This window comes from Streptomyces sp. 11-1-2 (assembly GCF_003595545.1).
In the GTDB taxonomy this organism is placed as follows: domain Bacteria; phylum Actinomycetota; class Actinomycetes; order Streptomycetales; family Streptomycetaceae; genus Streptomyces; species Streptomyces hygroscopicus_B.
Map to the genome: position 1 here is coordinate 9,184,406 of NZ_CP022545.1, position 18,300 is coordinate 9,202,705.

The 18,300-nt window shown below is 71.4% G+C and carries 16 protein-coding genes; 8 read left to right on the forward strand and 8 right to left on the reverse strand.

Translation table 11 applies throughout. The features are described 5' to 3' along the window. Positions 1-51: 51 nt before the first annotated feature. Positions 52-1,395: a hypothetical protein gene (locus CGL27_RS39520; protein ID WP_119992378.1), complete on the reverse strand. Its 1,344-nt coding sequence runs from the start codon at positions 1,393-1,395 to the stop codon at positions 52-54. 334 nt (positions 1,396-1,729) lie between these two features. Between CGL27_RS39520 and CGL27_RS39525 the strand changes: the two genes are divergently transcribed. After that, entirely contained in the window at positions 1,730-2,938 is a 1,209-nt protein-coding gene (locus CGL27_RS39525) for a pyridoxal phosphate-dependent aminotransferase (protein ID WP_119992379.1), read from the forward strand. Positions 2,939-3,028: 90 nt separating this feature from the next. Here CGL27_RS39525 and CGL27_RS39530 read toward each other — a convergent pair whose 3' ends face one another. Further along, positions 3,029-3,391, reverse strand: a complete 363-nt coding sequence (locus tag CGL27_RS39530; protein ID WP_119992380.1) for a VOC family protein — start codon at positions 3,389-3,391, stop codon at positions 3,029-3,031. Between the two features lie 451 nt (positions 3,392-3,842). Here CGL27_RS39530 and CGL27_RS39535 point away from each other — a divergent pair, with 451 nt between their 5' ends. The 3 genes from CGL27_RS39535 (at position 3,843) to rfbA (ending at position 6,052) form a co-directional block, all read left to right on the forward strand. Then, positions 3,843-4,817 carry a methyltransferase gene (locus CGL27_RS39535; protein ID WP_119992381.1) on the forward strand — a complete coding sequence of 325 codons (975 nt, stop codon included), beginning with the start codon at positions 3,843-3,845 and terminating at the stop codon, positions 4,815-4,817. Beyond that, a complete protein-coding gene (locus CGL27_RS39540) occupies positions 4,814-5,032 on the forward strand; it encodes a hypothetical protein (RefSeq protein WP_078639771.1) in 219 nt (72 codons plus the stop codon). Before CGL27_RS39535 ends, CGL27_RS39540 begins: the two co-directional genes overlap by 4 nt. Before the next feature lie 117 nt (positions 5,033-5,149). After that, positions 5,150-6,052, forward strand: coding sequence for a glucose-1-phosphate thymidylyltransferase RfbA (gene rfbA / locus CGL27_RS39545; protein WP_119992382.1), 903 nt, complete (start codon positions 5,150-5,152; stop codon positions 6,050-6,052). Positions 6,053-6,065: 13 nt separating this feature from the next. Here the strand turns inward: rfbA and CGL27_RS39550 are convergent, their stop codons facing one another. From CGL27_RS39550 to CGL27_RS39565, 4 genes are read right to left on the reverse strand one after another with little or no spacing between them, the layout of a single operon-like run. Then, positions 6,066-7,298 carry an ABC transporter permease gene (locus tag CGL27_RS39550; RefSeq protein WP_119992383.1) on the reverse strand — a complete coding sequence of 411 codons (1,233 nt, stop codon included), beginning with the start codon at positions 7,296-7,298 and terminating at the stop codon, positions 6,066-6,068. Next, the gene (locus tag CGL27_RS39555) at positions 7,295-8,074 is read right to left on the reverse strand and encodes an ABC transporter ATP-binding protein (protein WP_119992384.1); all 780 of its coding nucleotides are present in this window, start codon (positions 8,072-8,074) and stop codon (positions 7,295-7,297) included. Before CGL27_RS39555 ends, CGL27_RS39550 begins: the two co-directional genes overlap by 4 nt. Continuing rightward, complete coding sequence (locus tag CGL27_RS39560) at positions 8,071-9,147, reverse strand: peptidoglycan-binding protein (RefSeq protein ID WP_119992385.1); 1,077 nt, start codon at positions 9,145-9,147, stop codon at positions 8,071-8,073. Before CGL27_RS39560 ends, CGL27_RS39555 begins: the two co-directional genes overlap by 4 nt. Continuing rightward, positions 9,144-9,797, reverse strand: a complete 654-nt coding sequence (locus CGL27_RS39565; RefSeq protein WP_119992386.1) for a hypothetical protein — start codon at positions 9,795-9,797, stop codon at positions 9,144-9,146. Before CGL27_RS39565 ends, CGL27_RS39560 begins: the two co-directional genes overlap by 4 nt. Before the next feature lie 133 nt (positions 9,798-9,930). Here CGL27_RS39565 and CGL27_RS39570 point away from each other — a divergent pair, with 133 nt between their 5' ends. Genes CGL27_RS39570 through CGL27_RS39580 form a run of 3 tightly spaced genes read left to right on the forward strand, consistent with a single transcriptional unit; the run spans position 9,931 to position 12,595 of the window. Beyond that, positions 9,931-10,617, forward strand: coding sequence for a response regulator transcription factor (locus tag CGL27_RS39570; protein ID WP_119992387.1), 687 nt, complete (start codon positions 9,931-9,933; stop codon positions 10,615-10,617). Beyond that, on the forward strand, positions 10,614-12,101 hold the full coding sequence (locus CGL27_RS39575; protein WP_119992388.1) for a HAMP domain-containing sensor histidine kinase: 1,488 nt from the start codon (positions 10,614-10,616) through the stop codon (positions 12,099-12,101). Before CGL27_RS39570 ends, CGL27_RS39575 begins: the two co-directional genes overlap by 4 nt. Next, entirely contained in the window at positions 12,098-12,595 is a 498-nt protein-coding gene (locus CGL27_RS39580) for a hypothetical protein (RefSeq protein WP_078639763.1), read from the forward strand. The genes CGL27_RS39575 and CGL27_RS39580 overlap by 4 nt, the downstream gene beginning before the upstream one ends. A gap of 65 nt (positions 12,596-12,660) precedes the next feature. Here CGL27_RS39580 and CGL27_RS39585 read toward each other — a convergent pair whose 3' ends face one another. Then, positions 12,661-13,293 carry an endonuclease gene (locus tag CGL27_RS39585; protein ID WP_078639762.1) on the reverse strand — a complete coding sequence of 211 codons (633 nt, stop codon included), beginning with the start codon at positions 13,291-13,293 and terminating at the stop codon, positions 12,661-12,663. A 63-nt stretch (positions 13,294-13,356) separates the two neighbouring features. Beyond that, positions 13,357-15,081, reverse strand: a complete 1,725-nt coding sequence (locus CGL27_RS39590) for a helix-turn-helix domain-containing protein (RefSeq protein WP_119992389.1) — start codon at positions 15,079-15,081, stop codon at positions 13,357-13,359. A gap of 715 nt (positions 15,082-15,796) precedes the next feature. Here CGL27_RS39590 and CGL27_RS39595 point away from each other — a divergent pair. Next, the gene (locus CGL27_RS39595) at positions 15,797-18,043 is read left to right on the forward strand and encodes an EAL domain-containing protein (protein ID WP_119992390.1); all 2,247 of its coding nucleotides are present in this window, start codon (positions 15,797-15,799) and stop codon (positions 18,041-18,043) included. Positions 18,044-18,300 lie beyond the last annotated feature (257 nt).

An 18,300-nucleotide genomic window follows, 5' to 3' on the forward strand; every position in this document is an offset into this window, starting at 1 on the left:
GAACTCGTCCCCTGAGCGGAACTCGTCGCCTGAGCGGAACTGGCCGCCTGATCAGTTCAGGAAGCAGCTCTGTGAGAGCGCGGTGTCAGGCGCCTGGTGGTTCACTCCGTCGGACGCCGCGCTCGTGCCGTCCGGTGCGGGCAGGCCGGAGGCCCGGTGGCTGTCGTAGTCACCCGGACCGTAGAGGAACAGCAGGGGAGCCTTGGCGGGGTCGGCGTTCTGCACCCGCATCCGGATGCGCTCCAGCTCACCCGCGATGATTTCCTCGCGGCGGCGCGGCGAGGACGACCGCTGGATCCGCGCCCTGACGTCGGCCAGGAAACCCTGACGCGCCAGGGTGTCGGAGGAGGAGCCGATGGCCGCGGAGGACTCGCCGTCCGTCACCGAGGCCCAGTGCACCAGAGGCCGGCGCGACCAGGAATCCGGCTGGAGATAGGGCAGTAGCGCCGTGACCAGTTCGCCCGCCGACCAGCTCATCCGGTGGATCTTGTGGTTTCCCGGGTCGCGGGTGTTGAGGACGCTGAGCGTGAGAACGCCGCCGCCGTCCGCGGGGGCGGGAGCGTGGGCGAGCATCGCCAGCAGCCGCCCGATCGCGGTCACCTCACATATATAGGCGCCGTTCTCATTGGTCAGCGGGACGGCCTCCGGGCCGGTCTGGATGCGGCCGCGCCCGTCGAGCGGCGAGAGGTCGGCGATGTGCTGGCCGACCGAGAGGGTGTTCGGCGTCGCGCAGAGCACCTGGCCCATCCCGGAGGTGGGCTGCGAGGTGTCCACACGGCGGAGCGGGACACAGCCCGTCCCGAGGAACAGATCGATCAGCCGCCCCGTGGGCACGGACGGAATCACCGGACGCACCTCACCGCGCAGCCGATCCACGAATCGGTCGCCGAGCTTGCGGTAGTCCAGGGAGAAGTCGAACGCGAGCCGCCCGCCCACCGCGTGATACAGGGCCAGCGCGGCGGGAGGCAGGAACTCCTCGGGGTTTCCGGTGATTTTGGAGTGCATGCGCCGCGCCGCCGCGCGCCCGATGCCGTGGACCATCTTGCCGTCGAAGATCGACAGAGAGAAGGTCACCGACCCCGGACCGGCTGTCGGCAGCGCATGCAGCCGTTCGGCAACGGCCTGCGCGAAGCGCAGATCGGATTCTCCCTCCGCGCTGAGTCCCTCGGGCGGCGTGAGCAGTGTGCGCTCGCTGAAGGGGTCGTAGATCCCCGACCCGAACCAGGCGTTGGTCCCATCCGAGCAGAGCGGGACACCTACGGTAACGACGCAGGACCAGCCGGCGGCGACCGCGTCCGCGAGCGCCTCGGCGGTCGCCTCGGGGTCCCGCTCCGAGCCGATTGAGGGGAACGGGCCGGCCGAAGCGGCCGCCGCCCCCGATTCCTGTTCCGACACGCCCGCATCCCCCCTGCACCTTGGCGGACATCGAGAGGCCGCCTTCCGAAACACCGACGACGCTGGCAGGCGGATGTGGCGACTCTAGGCCCCTTGATTAACTAAAGTCAAGGCCGGGGAGGGGTGCCTGGGTCTGCCGTCGGGACCCCTCCCGGCGGTCCCGGATAATCTTCCGCGGCAAACCGAACAAACGTTGACAATCACTATAGTCATCGAATCTTATGGTCTGAGTTGGGCCGGGCGGCAGCCGCCCGGCCGGCGGTGTCGGGAGCCGCATGCGACCCGCGGCGCTCCGCACCCGCATCCGGTCATCGCCCACCGCCGAGAGGTCAGCATGAAGGCCCTGTCCCGTCACGCCACAGCCATCCGCCCGTCTCCCACCCTGTCGCTGAACGCACGGCTCAACGAACGCGCACGCGCGGGCGAGCGGGTGCTGAACCTCTGCGTCGGAGAGCCCGACTTCGCCATGCCGGAGGGCGGCCGCACCGCCGCGCTGCACGCCCTCGCGGCCGGTGTCGACCGCTACACCGATGTCGCCGGCCTGCCCGAGTTGCGCGCCCGCATCCAGCGCAAGCTCCACGAGCAGAACGGCCTGGACGTCGGGCCGGACCAGATCGTGGTGTCGGCCGGGGCCAAGCACGCGCTGTACAACGCGTTCTTCGTGCTGTGCGAGGAGGGCGACGAGGTGGTCGTCCCGGCTCCCTACTGGGTGACCTACCCCGAGCAGGTGCGGGCGGTCGGCGCGACTCCCGTGATCGTGCCCACCCACGCCGACACCGCGTACAAGCTCACCGCCGCACGGCTCGAGGAGGCCGTCACCGCGCGCACCAAGGCCGTCGTCCTCAACAGCCCCGGCAACCCGACCGGCGCGACCTACACCGAGCGGGAGCTGGCCGAACTCGCCGCGGTCGTCGAGCGGTACGACCTGTACGTGGTCGAGGACCTCATCTACGAGCACTTCTTCTACGAGGAGGGCACCGCGCCCAGCATGACGGCGTTCCCCGCCCTCCGGGAGCGCACCGTGCTGGTCAACGGGGTGTCCAAGTCGTGCGCGATGACGGGCTGGCGGGTCGGTTACACGGTGGCGTCCCCCGCGATCAGCGCCCTCGTCCGGCGCATCCAGAGCCAGTGCACCTCGAACGTGACCGCCGTCGCGCAGCACGCGGCGCTCGGCGCGCTCGACGACGTGCCGTGGCGGCGGCTGGCCGGGTATCGCGAGCGGCGCGACACCGCCCATGCGAAGCTGACCGCGATCGACGGCATCGAATGCCTGCTGCCGACCGGGGCGTTCTACCTCTTCCCGGATATCTCCCGCCTCCTCGGCGGCGGCCACGGCGGACGGCCACTGGCCACGGCCGACGACTTCTGCGACCGGCTCCTGGAAGCCACCGGTGTCGGCCTTGTCCCCGGGACCGCATTCGGCGCGCCCGGACATGTCCGCATCACGTACGCGACCGACCCGGCGGTGGTCGCGGAGGGGCTGGAGCGGCTGGGAGCGTTCGCCCGCGAGATCCCTCGTATGACCGTCAGTTCGCGGGTCTGACCCGCCGCCCCGGGCCGTGCGACGCCGGGGCCGGGCGGCGCGGCACCCGCCGCCCGGTCACCTGCGGCTGACGCCCGGCCCGGGGTGCGGTCACGCGACCTGGAAGTGCGGGTTGTGGATGAGGCCGATCAGATCGCCGGTGGGGTTGCGCATGACCGCGACCTCGATGCCGCCGCCGACCTCGCGGCAGGACGAGCGGGACTCACAGCCCGCGGCGAGCAACTGCGCCTCGGCGTCGGACACGTCGTCCACGCCCCAGTAGACGATCGGGCCTTCGTCGGGGTCGCCGTCGGGGTCGAGCGCGAGTTCGTAGCCGCCGACGTCGTATCCGACATAGAACGGCTCGTCGAAGTAGGGCTCATGACCGAGGGTCGAGTTCCACCAGAGCTTGGCGGCCTCCAGGTCGCGCGCCGGGTAGACAACCGTTCGAAGACCCAGAAACTTCACACTCACCGGAATACTCCTTCGATCGATTCGGCCAGTCAATGTTCTGGCGGAGCGACGATAGCGTAAAACCGTTGGGGATCGGTACCGGAGAAAGCGCGGTCATCGCCCGGTGGTGGGCGTTACCCGCGATCTCGATCTGCCGTAAATCGAGGTAATGTCGAGCGCCGCGGACCTGGCTTTCCAAAGATTTGAACCTTCTTTCGGAAGCGGAACTTTCGATTCCAGTGGGGCGCTGAGCTGGGCGGCATCCCGGGGAAGCCCTTTCTTGTCGGAGCACAGACATAACGCTGGAACGGTCCGGCCGGGTGCCGATCTCCTGTCGATCTCCAGTCGACATCCAAGACCTTGACATGGATTTTTATGTGATACAGACTCTGCCCTGTAGTTACGGGGGACTACGGGGGAGGCTGGCATTCACACGCTGGATGAGTTGGTCCGTGCCAGAAAGATTCTGGCCATGATCGAAGCCGCGGACGAGCTGGGGTTGCTCACGGAACTCGCGCGAGAACCGCTGACTCCGACCGAGATCGCCGACCGGGCCAAGATTGACCGGACCATGGCATATAATTTCCTCACCGTTCTGGTATGGAATGGAATTCTCACTCGGAATGGTGATCACTTCGCGCTGGACGAGGCCCTCCACACCGAGGTGACGAGCGGGGCGCTGCCCCTGCTGCGCATCGAGGGATGGGCCACCCGAGACCATCTGAACGGCACCGGTATCGTCGCCGCGCTGCGCGGGCACCGCCGCCCGCCGGAGATCGGCGACCGCTACGTGGGCGCGCTGGCCGAGGCCATGCTGCGCGGCGCCCGGGCCAGCGCACCACACCTGGCCCGGCTGCCGCTGTGGCGCGACCGCGCCCACCTGGCCGACTTGGCGGGCGGCAGCGGTGGCTACGCCATCCTGCTGTGCCGGATGTATCCGCGTCTCAGAGCCACGGTGTACGACCGCCGGGAGATGCTGGAGCACACCGCCCGCGCGGTGGCGGACGCCGGGCTGGACGGCCGGATCGCGCTGGAGCCATGGGAGTTGCGCGGCGACCCCGTCCCGGCGGGGCACGACTGCGCGCTGCTGTCCCACGTCCTGCACCTGCTCGACGCCTGCGCGCGAGCAGAGCTGCTGGGCCGGGTCCGGGCGGCGCTGGCGGAAGGCGACCCGGTCGTGGTGCACGACTTCCTGCCCGGTACGGCACCGGGCGCGCCGTCGCCGGAGGAGGCCGCCTCCGCGATCGACTGGCTTGCGAACGGCTCGGGCTTCCTGCCGGGCCCGGACGAGCTCGGCGCGGAGATGGCGACCGCCGGAATCTCCGTGCGCAGCGTCACGCCGATCGCCGCCACCCGCACGGCCGTTGTGTCCGCGGCCTGCATGCTCGGCCTTCCGGGCCGCCATTCGAGCCCCAACGGCTCCGCGGAACGGAAGGCCCGGCGTTGAGCGACGTGACGAAGGAACTGGACGCCTCCAGAGAACTGGAGGCCGCCGAGGAATCGGACGCCTCCTGGGCCCGCCCGGACGCCTCATGGGACAGCCCGGCCGCCGCCGAGTCCCCGGACGACTACCTGGAGAGGCTGCTCCGCAGCCTGGACGACCGCCGATCCGAGCCGAGCCAGTGCGACGGCTTCGCCCTCTGCGGCGACTGGCCCTGGTAGCCCCTGGCAGTGGAGACGGGGGCGTGAGGAGAGTTCTCACGCCCCCGTCGCAGCACCGCGAGTCCGGCCCGGCTCGGCTGCGATCAAGAGTTCGGCGATCATAGGTAGTGGCACTCCATGCGCGGCACCATTCTCGCCGGTGGTACCGGCTCACGGCTCTGGCCGATCACCAAAGCGGTGTCCAAGCAACTCATGCCTGTCTATGACAAGCCGATGGTCTATTATCCGCTGTCGACGCTGATCCTGGCCGGGATTCGAGAGATCCTGATGATCAGCACACCGGAGGACCAGCCGGCCTTCCAGCGACTGCTCGGCGATGGCTCCCAATGGGGACTCGAGCTCGCTTATGCGTCCCAGCCCAAGCCCGAAGGGCTGGCTCAGGCGTTCATTCTCGGCGAGGAATTCATCGGAGGGCGGTCCGTCGCCCTGATCCTGGGCGACAATATTTTCCATGGCACCGGACTGGGAACGCAGCTACGGAACAATACCTGCGTCCAGGGTGCCCGGGTGTTCGCTTATCCGGTTTCCGACCGCAGGGCGTACGGCGTGGTCGACTTCGACGAGGAGGGCAAGGTCCGTTCCATCGAAGAGAAACCGGCCAAGCCCAAGTCCCGTTACGCCGTTCCGGGGCTGTATTTCTACGACAATCGAGTCGTGAAGATCGCTAAGGAATTGAAGCCCAGTGCCCGTGGTGAGCTGGAAATCACCGGAGTGAATTCAGCCTATCTGGACCAGGGCGATCTGCAGGTCACGGTGCTGGACCGGGGCACCGCATGGCTGGACACGGGCACCTTCGGGTCGCTGGTCGAGGCCGCCGAGTTCGTCCGGGTACTGGAACAGCTCCAGGGCCTGAAGGTGGGGTGTGTGGAGGAAGCGGCCTGGCGGACCGGGTTCATCGACGCCACTCAAGTCCAGAAGCCGGCGGAGCCACTGGTCAAGAGCGGTTACGGCACGTACCTCCTGGATCTGCTGGACGCGGAGGATGAGTACGCCGCCCTGAGCGGGAGCGTCAAGTGGTGAAACGGTGAGGCGTTCACGAGGCGTTGAGCGCCACGGTGGGGTGGAGACGTGCGGCGCGGATGGCGGGGTAGAGCCCCGCGAGCATGCCGATGCCCAGCGTGGCGCCGAAGCCACCGGCCGGGACCCAGGGCGGGATGACCGTCGTCCAGCCCTGGGCCAGGGCGAACGCCCAGGTCGCCACCGCGCCCAGCGCCACCCCCACCAGCCCGCCGAGCGCCGACAACAGCAAGGACTCGGTGAGGAACTGAAGCCGGATGGCACCGCGGGTGGCCCCGATCGCCCGCCGCAGACCGATCTCCTGGCGGCGTTCCAGCACCGAGATGACCATGGTGTTGGCCACCCCGACCCCGCCCACCAGGAGCGCCACGGCCCCGAGCCCGAGCATCAGCGCCGTCAGCCCCTCGTCGGTGGTCGCCTTCGCCGCCAGGGCGTCCGAGGGCCGTGAGACCTTGACGGTGCCCTCATGGCCGGGGTTGACGCTCCGGCCCAGCACCGCCGCCACATCCTCCACCGACGCGTCCGTGGAGCGCTCGAAGACGGTGGTGGGGTGGCCGTTGAAGCCGAAGTACCGCTCGGCGGCCGGGAATCCGACCATCGCCACCCGGTCCAGCGTGGGCACCAGCTCGACCGGTCGGAGAATGCCCACGACCACCACATAGCGGTCGTTGAGCATGATCTTCTCGCCGGGACCGGTGACCCCGAGCCGTTTCGCGGCGATCGAGCCGAGGACGGTCACCGGCAGCCGCTCATTGGCGGAGTTCAGCCAGACGCCCCGGTCCACCTCGGCGCCGAGCGCTTCCAGCAGATCGGGCCGGGCGGCCTGGGTGGTGACCCCGGCCGTCCGCTCCTCCGGCACCACATCGCTGCGCCGGATACGGGCGTCCACCTCGCCGGTCGCCGTGGCGTGCCGCACCGGGCCGATGCGTTCGACCATCGAGACGGCGTTCTTGGGCAGGACGACCTCGTTCCCCAGCGCGTCCTCCCCGGCCTCGGCGGTGAGCAGATTGGTGCCCAGCCGGTCCAGCCGGGCCATCAGATCGGCCCGGCTGGAGGTGGAAAGACCCACCACCGCCACCATCGTGGCGATGCCGATCGCGATACCGAGGGCGGACAGCACCACCCGGGCCCGGCGCGCCCGCAGCCCGACGGCGCCCACGCGGAGGATGTCACCGGCGGCCAGCCGGGAGGGCTTCAGCCTGCGGCCGCCCCCGGACGTCCGTGCTGCCGCGGTCTTCCGGTCGGTCATGACCTCACCTCGCGGATGGGGGAGTTGTGGGTGTCGGCGATCGGGGAGCCGGGCCGGGCGTCAGCCGTACGGGCCCCAGGCGTCCCGGAGTCCGCGACGACCTCGCCGTCACGGAAGCGCACCCGCCGTGGCAGCGCGTCGGCGATCTCGTGGTCATGGGTGATGACACACACCGTCGTGCCCGCCGCGTTCAGCTCCCGCAGCAGCTCCAGCACGATCTGCCCCGACGCCGAGTCGAGCGCGCCGGTCGGCTCGTCCGCGAGCAGCAGTTCGGGCCCGCCGATCAGCGCCCGTGCGATGGCCACGCGCTGCTTCTCACCGCCGGACAGCTCATGCGGCCGGTGGTCCAGCCGGTGGCCGAGGCGCACCCGCTCCAGCGCCGTACGGGCCAGTGCCCTGCGCTCGCGCGCGCCCACCCCCGCGTACAGCAGCCCGTCCGCCACGTTGTCCACCGCGTCCCGTCCGGGGGAGAGGTGGAAGTGCTGGAAGACAAAGCCGATGTGACGGGCGCGGAGGGCGGACAGCTGGGCGTCGGAGAGCGTGTTCACATCGTGGCCGGCCACCCGGACCGTGCCCGTGGTGGGACGGTCCAGGGTGCCGATGATGTTCAGCATGGTCGACTTCCCGGAGCCGGACGGGCCGACGATCGCCAGGAGTTCACCGGAGTCCACGGTCAGGTCCACCCCGCGCAGGGCGTGGACCTCGCCCGGATAGGTCTTGGTGGCGTCCACCAGCTCGATCACGGCCGCCGGTTGGTGCGGTGCGGTGGCGGTCACTGCTCGGCCACTCCCACCGTCATGCCCTCGCGCAGCCCGGCCCCGCTGACCTCGATCCGCCCGTCGGCCGTCATCCCGGTGTCGACCCGCACCATCCGGGTGGTGTCGCCCTTGACCAGCTCCAGTCCGTAGCCGCCGTGCTCACCGCGCAGCGCCACCACCGCCTCGACCGGTACGGCCAGCACGTTCTCGCGGCTCTCGCTGACGAACGTCACGTTCACCGTCGCCTTGCCGTCCTCCTCGGAGGTGGCCGAACGGCCGCCGTCCAGGCTCACCTCCACGGTGATGCCGTCCCGTGCCGCGCCGGAGGGATCGTCCTCGGAGGGCTCGGGGCGGACGGTGCCGGACACCGATCCGCGCTCGGTCCGTCCGCTGGGCAGCGTCACCTTCACCGTCGTGCCCTTGGCGGTGAGGGACACATCCTCCTGGTCCAGCTCCGCCCGGACCACCGGCTTGGTGGAGGCGATGGTGAGCACCGGCGTGTCCGGGCCCACCTGATCCGCGGCCGCGGCGTCCGCGGAGACGACCTTCACCCGGTCGGGCTGGAAGACCACGTCCCCCTGACCCACTGTGCCGGTGGGGGTGCGGTTGAGCGACTTCTGCCAGCTCTTGACCGCGGCCTTGGTCGCCGCGTCGTAGCGCGGATCGATGTACAGCCCGGAGCCGAACCCCAAGTCCCGTAGATTCCGCTCCAGTTGAAGGACATCGGAGCCGCGGTCCCCGGGCTTCATCTCGCGGAACATCGGGATCTGCCCGTACAGCAGGGTGACCGGCTTGTCGTTCAGCTCGTACAGCGCCTGCCCCTGGGCGACCGTGCTGCCCGCGTCGGCCGCCACGGTCACCGTGCCGTCGACGGCGGAGGACACCTTGCGCCGCTGGGCGTAGTCGAGCTGTCCGTCCACGGTCTTGCTCCGGACCAGATCGGTACGGACGATCCTGGCCGTGGCGGGGGGCCGGTCACCGTCCCGGGACGAGGCGCCCGCCCCGTCCCCGCCGCCGAGCACCAGGGCGGCGGCCCCGGTCGCGGCGGCGGCGACGGCGCCACCCGCGATCCACGCGGTACGACGCCTCACTGCATACCGTCCAGACCGTCGAGCAGCTTGTCCTTGCACGCCTCACGGGCCTGCTTGTACACCGAGGACTCGGGGTCGACACGAGGGTTCGTCGGGTCCGGTTCACCGCCGGGTATCGCGTTGCCCGCGGACATGGTGGGGTTCTGGAACTCCGATACGCCGTGGTCCCGCATGCAGGTGGCGTGCGCGAGCATGGACTCGTAGTCCTTCTGCGCGTCCCGCTCGGGTTCGAGCGCCATCGCGTTCCGCAACTCGTCGGCACAGGCTCCGTCCTTGCCGCCCTTGGTCACCTCGCCCGTGCCGGTGGGGTCCTCGAGTTCGTTGATCTTGTCCCAGTCGAGATGGCCGCTGAGCTTGGGGTCGGGGAAGTCCTTGGCCCCGCCCTTGGCGCGCATACAGCGCACATAGCCCATCTGCGCGTCGTAGAAGGCGCTCTTGCCCTTGGCGGAGCCGCCGCCGGAATCCTTCGCGCCGCCGCCGGTGTCCTTCGCGTCGCCGGTCCCCTCGCCCGGGGCGGAGGCCACCCCCTCCACCCTGGTGGCGGAGTCGCCGTCACCGCCGCAGCCCACCGCGAGGGCCAGAACGGGCAGCGCGGCGAGGGCGGCCAGCGTGCGCCGGAAGGCGGCGCGGGACGTGGTGTGGTGTGTCATGCCGATCACCTTCCGGCGATCACATGATGGCCCGTCCATGAGCACATGATGGATGTGTAACAAAGCCCACCCGCCTTCGATTCACCGGCCTGACCAGCGGATTCCGGAGATTTCCTGGGTCATAATCGGCCGCATGCCGCATGTACTGCTCATCGAGGACGACGCCTCCGTACGCGATGGAATGGAGCTCGTGCTGCGCCGCCACGGCTATCAGGTGTCGGTCGCCGCCACCGGCGAAGAGGCCCTCGCGCTGCTCGACGCCCCCGCGGAGCCGGCCGTCGAACTCGCGGTGCTCGATCTGATGCTGCCCGGTATGGACGGCTTCGAGGTCTGCCGCCGGATCCGGGCCCGCTCCACCATGCCCCTGATCATGCTGACCGCGCGCGGCGACGACCCGGACATCGTCGGCGGTCTGGCGGCCGGGGCCGACGACTACGTGGTCAAGCCGGTCACCGCGCCCGTACTGGAGGCGCGGATCAAGGCGGCGCTGCGGCGCGCCGACCCCGTACCGCGGCGCCCCGGCGAGGTCCACGCCGGTCTGGTCATCGACCGGGCGGGGCTGACCGTCAGCCGCGACGGCACCCCCGTCCCGCTGCCGCCGACCGAACTGCGGCTGCTGCTGGAGCTGTCCGCCTCCCCGGGCCGGGTCTTCAGCCGGGAGCAGCTGCTCGCCTCGGTGTGGGACCACTCCTTCCTGGGGGACTCACGGCTGGTCGACGCCGCGGTCGGACGGCTGCGCGCGAAGATCGAGGAGGTGCCCGCCCGGCCCCGCTACATCCAGACGGTGCGCGGCTTCGGCTACCGGTTCGGTCCGATATGAAGCGCTTCCGGCCGCGCCTGGGCGGGCTGCGCGCCCGGCTCGTCATCGCCTTCGTCCTCGTCGCGCTGATCAGCACGGTCACCGCCACCGCGCTCGCCTACCGCGAATCCCGCACCGCCGTGCTCGCCCGCACCCAGGACGCCTTCCAGACCGACGTACGCGACCGCGTCGACAGCGTCGCCCCCGACTTCGACATGCCCCCCGACGTCCGCACGCTGACCGCCATGGCCGATTCGGTCTCCTCCGGGCTCTCCGGTGCCCCGCTCGTCGTCACCCGCTACCACGACCTCACCGCGTCCTCCGACGGCCTGGCGGACCGCACCCGGATCACCCCCGAACTGCGCTCCTCGGTCCGTTCCTCGGGCCGCACCCGCTTCCAGCGCGTGGAGTACCGGGGCCGGCCGTATCTGGTGGTCGGCACCCCCGTCACCTACGAGGGCGGCCGGGTCTCCGGGCTCGAGGTGTTCGCCGTCACCTCCCTGCTGGCGGAGCAGGAGCACACCGACGCCCTGCTGGACTCGGTGCGCGGCGGACTGCCCCCGGTGCTCGGCCTCGCCGCGGTGCTCGCCCTGCTCGCCGCCGGGACCGTGCTGCGGCCGGTGCGCGAGCTGGGGCGGGCGACCCGGCGGCTGGCCGACGGCGACCTCGACTCACGGGCGGAGGTCAAGGGACGTGATGAACTCGCCCGTCTCGCGGCCGACTTCAACACCACGGCCGACGCGTTGCGGGCTTCCGTGACCGGCCTGCGCGACCAGGAGGCCAGGGCGCGCCGGTTCGTCGCCGATGTCTCGCACGAGCTGCGCACCCCGCTGACCGCCATGACGATGGTGACGACCGTGCTCGACGAGGACGCGGCCCAGCTGCCCTCGGACGCCGCCCGCGCCGCCCGTACCGTCAGCGACGAGACGGCGCGGCTGGCCCGGCTGGTGGAGGACCTGATGGAGATGTCCCGCTTCGACTCGGGCGCGGCCCGGCTCGACGCGGCCGGGACCGACCTCGCGCGGACCCTCCGCGGCACGCTGGAACTGCGCGGCTGGACCGGTCAGGTGGCGGCGCGGCTCCCGGAGGGGATACGGGCGGTGGTGGACCGGCGGCGGGTGGACGTGGCCGTGGCCAATCTCGTGGGCAACGCGCTCCGGCACGGTGAACCGCCGGTGACGGTGACCCTGTCCGCCACCGCGGACGGGGTGACGGTGGAGGTCACCGACCGGGGGCCGGGGCTGCCGCCCGACGCCCTCGACCAGGTCTTCGACCGCTTCTACAAGGCGGACAGCGCCCGGACCCGCTCGGAGGGCAGCGGTCTCGGCACCGCCATCGCGCTGGAGAACGCCCGGCTGCACGGCGGCACGATCGAGGCGGCCAACCGGCCCGCCGAGGAGGGCGGCGGAGCCGTGTTCACCCTGCGCCTGCCCCGCCACCCGCGGCAACCCGGCGGGCAGGACGGTGCCGGACGGGAAGCGGCGGCGGGCGGAGGGGTGCGATGAGCCGCCTCCGTACGGTGGCAGGGGCCCTGGTCCTCGCCCTGGTGACGGCCGGCTGCGGGGTGCGGCCCACGGGGGTGGTGGACGGGGGCGAGCCCGCCCACGGGCTCACCAAGGATCTGCGGATCTACTACGTCCGCGGCTCCGCGCTCCAGGGCGTCACCCGCCCCGATATCTCCCTCCAGGGACTCGACGGTGTCCTCAAGCTGCTCTCCGACATGCCGGCCTGGGGGGAGGAGCGGGGGCTCGTCAACCTCGTCCAGCTCGGTTCGTACCGGATCAGCGGTACGGGCCACCGGATCACCCTCCATTCGCCCGGCGCCTCCTTCGACAGCCCACGCGACCGGCTGCCCAACGGCCAGCTCGTGTGCACCCTCGCCCGCGCCCAGTCCTTCCTGCACCGGGACGAGGCCATCCGGCCCGACGACGTCCGGGTCTCCCTGGACGACGGCGAGCGGACCTACGGCCCCTACCAGTGCTCGCAGTTCCTCACCTGAACGAGTCACGTGGCGGCTGGACGCGTCACGTGGCGGCTGACCCGTCACGTTGGCGACTGAACGCGTCACGCGGCGGCGCGCACCTCCCGGGCGGCGTCCGCGTGGAGCGCGACGCGGACCAGGGCCGCGGCCAGCCGGGGAAGGTCCTTCTCGGCCACCAGCCGCCCCAGCGCCCCCGCGCTCTCCGGCAGCCCGACGCGCTCGGCGCCCTCCAGCGCCTTGCGGTCGAAGTACGGGGCGAACTCGGGCCAGACGCCCTGCACCTCGCGCAGGAAGATGTTCACCCCGGCGGGCCCGATGCCCTTGATCTCCGGCAGCAGCCTCTTCGGGTCCCCGGCCTCGCGCATCCGCCGCAGATCGCCCCCGTACTCGCGGTTCACCAGCTCGGCCGCCTCACCCAGCTGGGTGGCGGTCCGCTCGTCGTAACGCCGGTAGCCGCCCTCGCCCAGCGCGTCGACCCGTTGCTGCCAGGTGGCCTCCGCCATCCGCCGCGGGTCGCGCATCCCGGCGTCGAAGAGGGCGCGGGCGGCGGCGACGGCGATATCGGAGCTGATCCGCGCGGACAGCAGATGCGCGAGTACGAGGAGCTGGTAGAGCGGGCCGGGGGTGTCGCGGAGCTTGATCCCGGCCTGGGTGGCGAAGGTCGTGCCCTGCTGGTCGAGCAGGGTGCGCGCCACGCTCTCGTGCTTGTCGCCCATTGCCCATCCCGCCTCGTCGTGTGGTGCCGTCGCGTCGGTCACGGGTGCCCGGTGGCGCTCCGCTCACTCGGGGCCGCTGCGCATGACCTTCCAAATGCGGGTGGCGACCTGGAGGTTGAGCCTGCTGTCCACATCCGCCAGGTCGCTTCCGCTGATCTCGCGGATGCGCTGCAGCCGGTAGCGCAGGGTCGAGCGGTGGATCACGAGTGCCAAGGCCGTCTCGCTGTAGTTGCCGCCGCGGTCGAAGTACTGGGAGAGGGTCTCCACCAGGTCCGTGTGGTGCTGGGCGTCGTAGTCCATCAGCGGGCCCAGCCACTCCCTGACGAACCGCTCGACCTCCCGGTGGTCGCTCCCGGTGCGCAGGATCCGGTACAGCCCCAGATCGTCGTAGAACGTCATGCCGCTCGCGCTGTTGGAACGGCGGCGCACCTCCAGCGCCCGCAGCGCCTCCTGGTACGAGCGGGGCACCTCGTGCGGGGTGTCGCAGGAGGCGCCCACCCCGATCGCCCCGCTGTCCGTGCCGAGCTCACGGCTCAGCGCCGAGTGCAGCGACCGCTCGCCCGGCGCGCTCTGCGCCACCAGGACCGCCGCGTCCGAGCGCAGGGCGGGCAGGCTCCGCAGGCCCATGCCCGTGGCCGCCCGGCTCACGGACTTGAGGAACACATCGTCGGCCGGGCGGTCGCTCCAGCGCACCACGATCACATGGTGCGGACCGTGCAGATCGTGGCCGACCGCCTCCGCGCGGGCGTACGCACTGGTGTCGTCCGCGCCCGAGAGCAGATCGTCGACCAGCTCCCGCCGCAGCCGCAGCTCCACCTCCGCCAGCTCGCGCAGATGGGCCAGCTCAAGGCCCAGCGAGGTCGCGGCGTGGTCCAGCGCGTGAACGGCCCGCTCATCGGCCCGGCCCTCCGGGTCCACCAGGAACAGCACGCCCAGCACCTCGCCGCGCGGATCCGCCACCGCGACCAGCCGGTCCCGCGCCCGCACCGGACGCGCCCGGCGGGCGGCCTCCCGCAGCAGCTCCTCGCGCTGCGCCGGATCGGGCTTGGGGTAGGGGTCCGGGCGGCCGGGGCCCGCCCAGGCCCGGAGGTTGCCGAACCGGTCCTCGGCGGCGGACGCCAGCCCGGTGATCCGGTACAGCGTCCGGACGATCCCGTCCTCGCCGTCGCCGTGGGCGGCCGAGCGGGCGAGGGCGTCATGCACCTCCCGGAGCTGGGAGAGATCGGTCAGCGAGGCGTCCAGCCGCCGCCGTATCGCCTCCCGCTCGTCCCATGCCCGGCGCAGCTCCAGGGTCTGGGCGCGCTCACGGCGGTGCACGGCGGCGGCGGACAGGGCCGCGGCGGTCTGCAGTACGAGCAGGCTGAGCAGCAGCCGTTCGTCCTCGCCGGGCCGGTCGCGGTAGCTCACGACCAGGGCGCCGTGCAGGCCGTCCGGCGTATGGGGACCGCCTGGCTCGCGCTGCCCACCCGGTTCGCGCAGCCCGAATGCCCAGCCCCAGGCCCGCCGGGGGAGTCGCACCGGCCCGTCCCGTCCGGCCAGCTCCCTCACCTGCGCGTCCAGGGCCTCGGTGGCTGGTCGGCCGTCGTGCGGACAGCGGACCAGGCGCTCGCCGCGCCGTAGGTATCCCGCCTCGGCGCGGCCGGTCCCGACCGTGCTGACCTGGGCCATCGCCCGGCGCAGTATCTCTGCATCGTCCTGGCCGTCGCTCCCGTCGATCCCGTCGAAGCTGGTGAACAGGGTCAGACAGCGGTGCAGCAGCAGATCGTGGGCGACACCTGGTGGGGCCATTGGGTCACTCCGTGCGTCCTCATGTGTCCTGTGCGTCCTCATGCCTTCTCGAGATGCCCTCTGGAGATCCCTTCTCGAGGAGATCCGCCCGGGCGAGTACCCACTTCATGGCAATTCACCGCATGAGGGTGAAAACGGTGCGAGGATTTCGATCTCCTGGGCGCAGTGGACGGGCGCGGAGGGGGAGCCGACTGGCCGGGAGGGCGTGTGTCCCGTCTCCTCGCCCGGTGTGACGGGGGAGCGTGCGGACGTGACGGATTACCCAATCCGACTGTCCGCGGGCAGGATTGGCGGCGCGTCAGAGGGCGGACCCTGAAGGGTTCGACGGAGCCGTTTTCAATGGCCCGCCCTCTGGAGGGTCGAGGTCAGCGCGGGGATCGGGCCGCTGGCAGATGCCGGTGACAGGTGCCCGGCATCCTCCGGCGGCGCACGTCTCCATGAGCAGATCCGGATTGAAGTTTTCCGTTTTTCCTTTCCTCATCGAACGGTTGATCAGTAATCTCGCCTCAGCAGCGGGTTGCCGTGCCGCTCTTCGTCGTGCTCAACTTCCCCGAGGACGCGGACGACCCGAGGGCGGCCCCGGAAGCCGGAAGAGGGCGAAGGAAGTGCAGGACGTGGAAGCCGCCTGGCGGCCGGAGGGCATCGACGCCACAGGCGAGGACGCGGCACGCGACAGGGACACAGCCCATGGCGGCTGCCCCGGGGAGCGCGCGATATGACCTCCGAATCGGGCGGGCCGAGATGTGACCGCGGCGTCGGGGACGCCGCCGGGCACCCCGCCCCCACGGAGAACGATGAGCTGAGGCGGTTCGCGGGCATCTGGTGCCGGGCCGTCCACCCGCTGGCGGCCACGACGATGACCCCCGACGAGTTCGAGGTCTATCTGCTGCCGCTGGCCCACCGGTTGAGCGCCGCCCTGCGCGGCTCTCCCTTCGACACCGAGGCGGCGTACGCGGTCGGGGCCGCGCTGGTGAACGCCCAGTGCACCGAGCCCGAAGCGCTGCCCGCCATCCTGGGCGTCATCGACGCGCACCTGGTGTCCTGCTCGGCGCCCGCCGGGCCGCCCTCAGCCGCGCCGTCCGCCGAACTGCCCGCCGCGCCCGGCCACGAACCCCTGGCCGAGGAGGAGGCGCGCGCCCGCTGTGTGCGGCTGCAGCACGCCCTCGCCGCCGGTTTCGTCCGCGAGCTGCGCAAGTGCGAGCGCGATGAGCAGGAGGCCATCTCGCGGGCCGCGCTGGCCGCCCGGACCGAGGCCGAGAAGGCGCTGCACGCGAGCGAGGCCAAGTTCCAGGCCGTCTTCGAGGGCGCGGTCATCGGCGTGGGCATCGCCGGACTCGACGGCGAGGTGCTCGTCGTCAACGACGCCATGGCCCGGATGTTCGGCGGGATGGACTTCTTCCGCCCCGGCCGCAACGTCACCGAGTTCGTCCACCCCGACGACGTACCGGGTGCCCATGAGCTCTACCGCGCGCTGGTCAACGGGGAGCGCGACCACTTCCGCATCGAGAAGCCGCACTACCGCGACGACGGCAGCGAGCTGTGGACCAATCTCACGGTCACCCTGCTGCGCGACTCCAGTGGCGCCCCGCAGTACCAGCTCGCCCTCGCCGAGGACATCACCGAGCACCGGCAGCTACGCGAGCGGCTGCGCTACGAGGCCACCCACGACGAGCTGACCGGACTTCCCAACCGCACCCTGTTCCTGGAGCGGCTGGACCAGGTGCTGGCCGCCGGGGCGGACGCCGTGCGGTTCGGCGTGTGCTACCTGGACCTGGACGGCTTCAAGGCGGTCAACGACAGCCTCGGGCACGCCGCCGGCGACCGGATGCTCAAGGCCGTCGCCAAGCGCCTCCAGGACTGTGTGAAAACTCCCGCCGAGCTGATCGCCCGGGTCGGCGGCGATGAGTTCCTCGCCCTGGTCACCGGCCCCGCGGCGCAGGCCGACGGCGCCGGGCTGGCCCGCCGGATGCTCGCCGCGCTCGCCGAACCCGTCCGGGTCGAGGGCCGTGAGCTGCGGGTACGGGCCAGTATCGGCGTGGTCGACGGCCGGGCCGGGGAGATCGGCCGGGCCGAGGTGCTGCGCAGCGCCGACATCACGATGTACCGGGCCAAGGCCGCGGGCGGCAATCGCTATGAGATCGCCGACGCCGACTCCAACGCCCGGGTGATCGCCCGCCACAGCCTCACCAACGGGCTGCCCTCCGCCCTGGAGAAGGGCGAGTTCTTCATCGAGTACCAGCCGCTGGTACGGCTCACCGACGGCACCGTGCGCGGTGCGGAGGCGCTCGTACGCTGGCTGCATCCGGTGCACGGCGTGCTCGGCCCCGACCAGTTCATCCCGCTCGCCGAGGACACCGGGCTGATCGTCCCGCTCGGCCGCTGGGTGCTGGAGCAGGCCGCCCGGCAGGCGCGGGAGTGGCGCGACGCCGACGAGGACGACGGCGAGCCGCTGCGCGTCAACGTCAATCTCTCGCCGTGCCAGCTCAGCCACCCCACGCTGGTCTCCGACACGGTGGCGGTCCTGGAGAACGCCGGGCTGTGCCCCAGCGCGCTGTGCTTGGAGGTCACCGAGAACGACCTCATCGGCGCCGACGAAAGCGCCCTGCGGCCCCTGCGGCAACTCGCCGACCTCGGCGTGGACATCGCCCTGGACGACTTCGGCACCGGCTACTCCAACCTGTCGTACCTGCGCCGTCTCCCGGTCTCCACGCTCAAGCTGGACCGTTCCTTCACCCGGGGCATGCAGCGCGCCCCGGCCGATCCGGTCGACGTCAAGATCGTCGAGGGGATCGTCTCGCTCGCCCACACGCTGGACCTCGCGGTGACGGTCGAGGGCGTGGAGACGGCCGTACAGGCCGAGCATCTGCGGGGGCTGGGCTGTGACACCGGCCAGGGCTGGTACTACGCCCGCCCGGGCCCGCCCGAGCGACTGCACACCCTGGCACTGGCCGACGCGAGCTGAAGCCGCGCGAAGGCGATGCGCACCGCCCCGCCCGCGCCGCGTGGGTGATGTGCCGCGTGGGTGATCTGACGCGCGGGCGATGTGCCGCGCGGGTGACGCGCCACCCAGAGGATGTGCCTGCAGGTGATGCGCCTGCCGGTGATTGTGCCGCGTGGGCGATGCGTCGTGCGGGTGACGCGCCACGCAGGGGACGTTCCACGTGGGCGATGCGTCGTGCGGGCCACGCGCCCCGCAGACGCCGCGCCCCGCAGGCGACG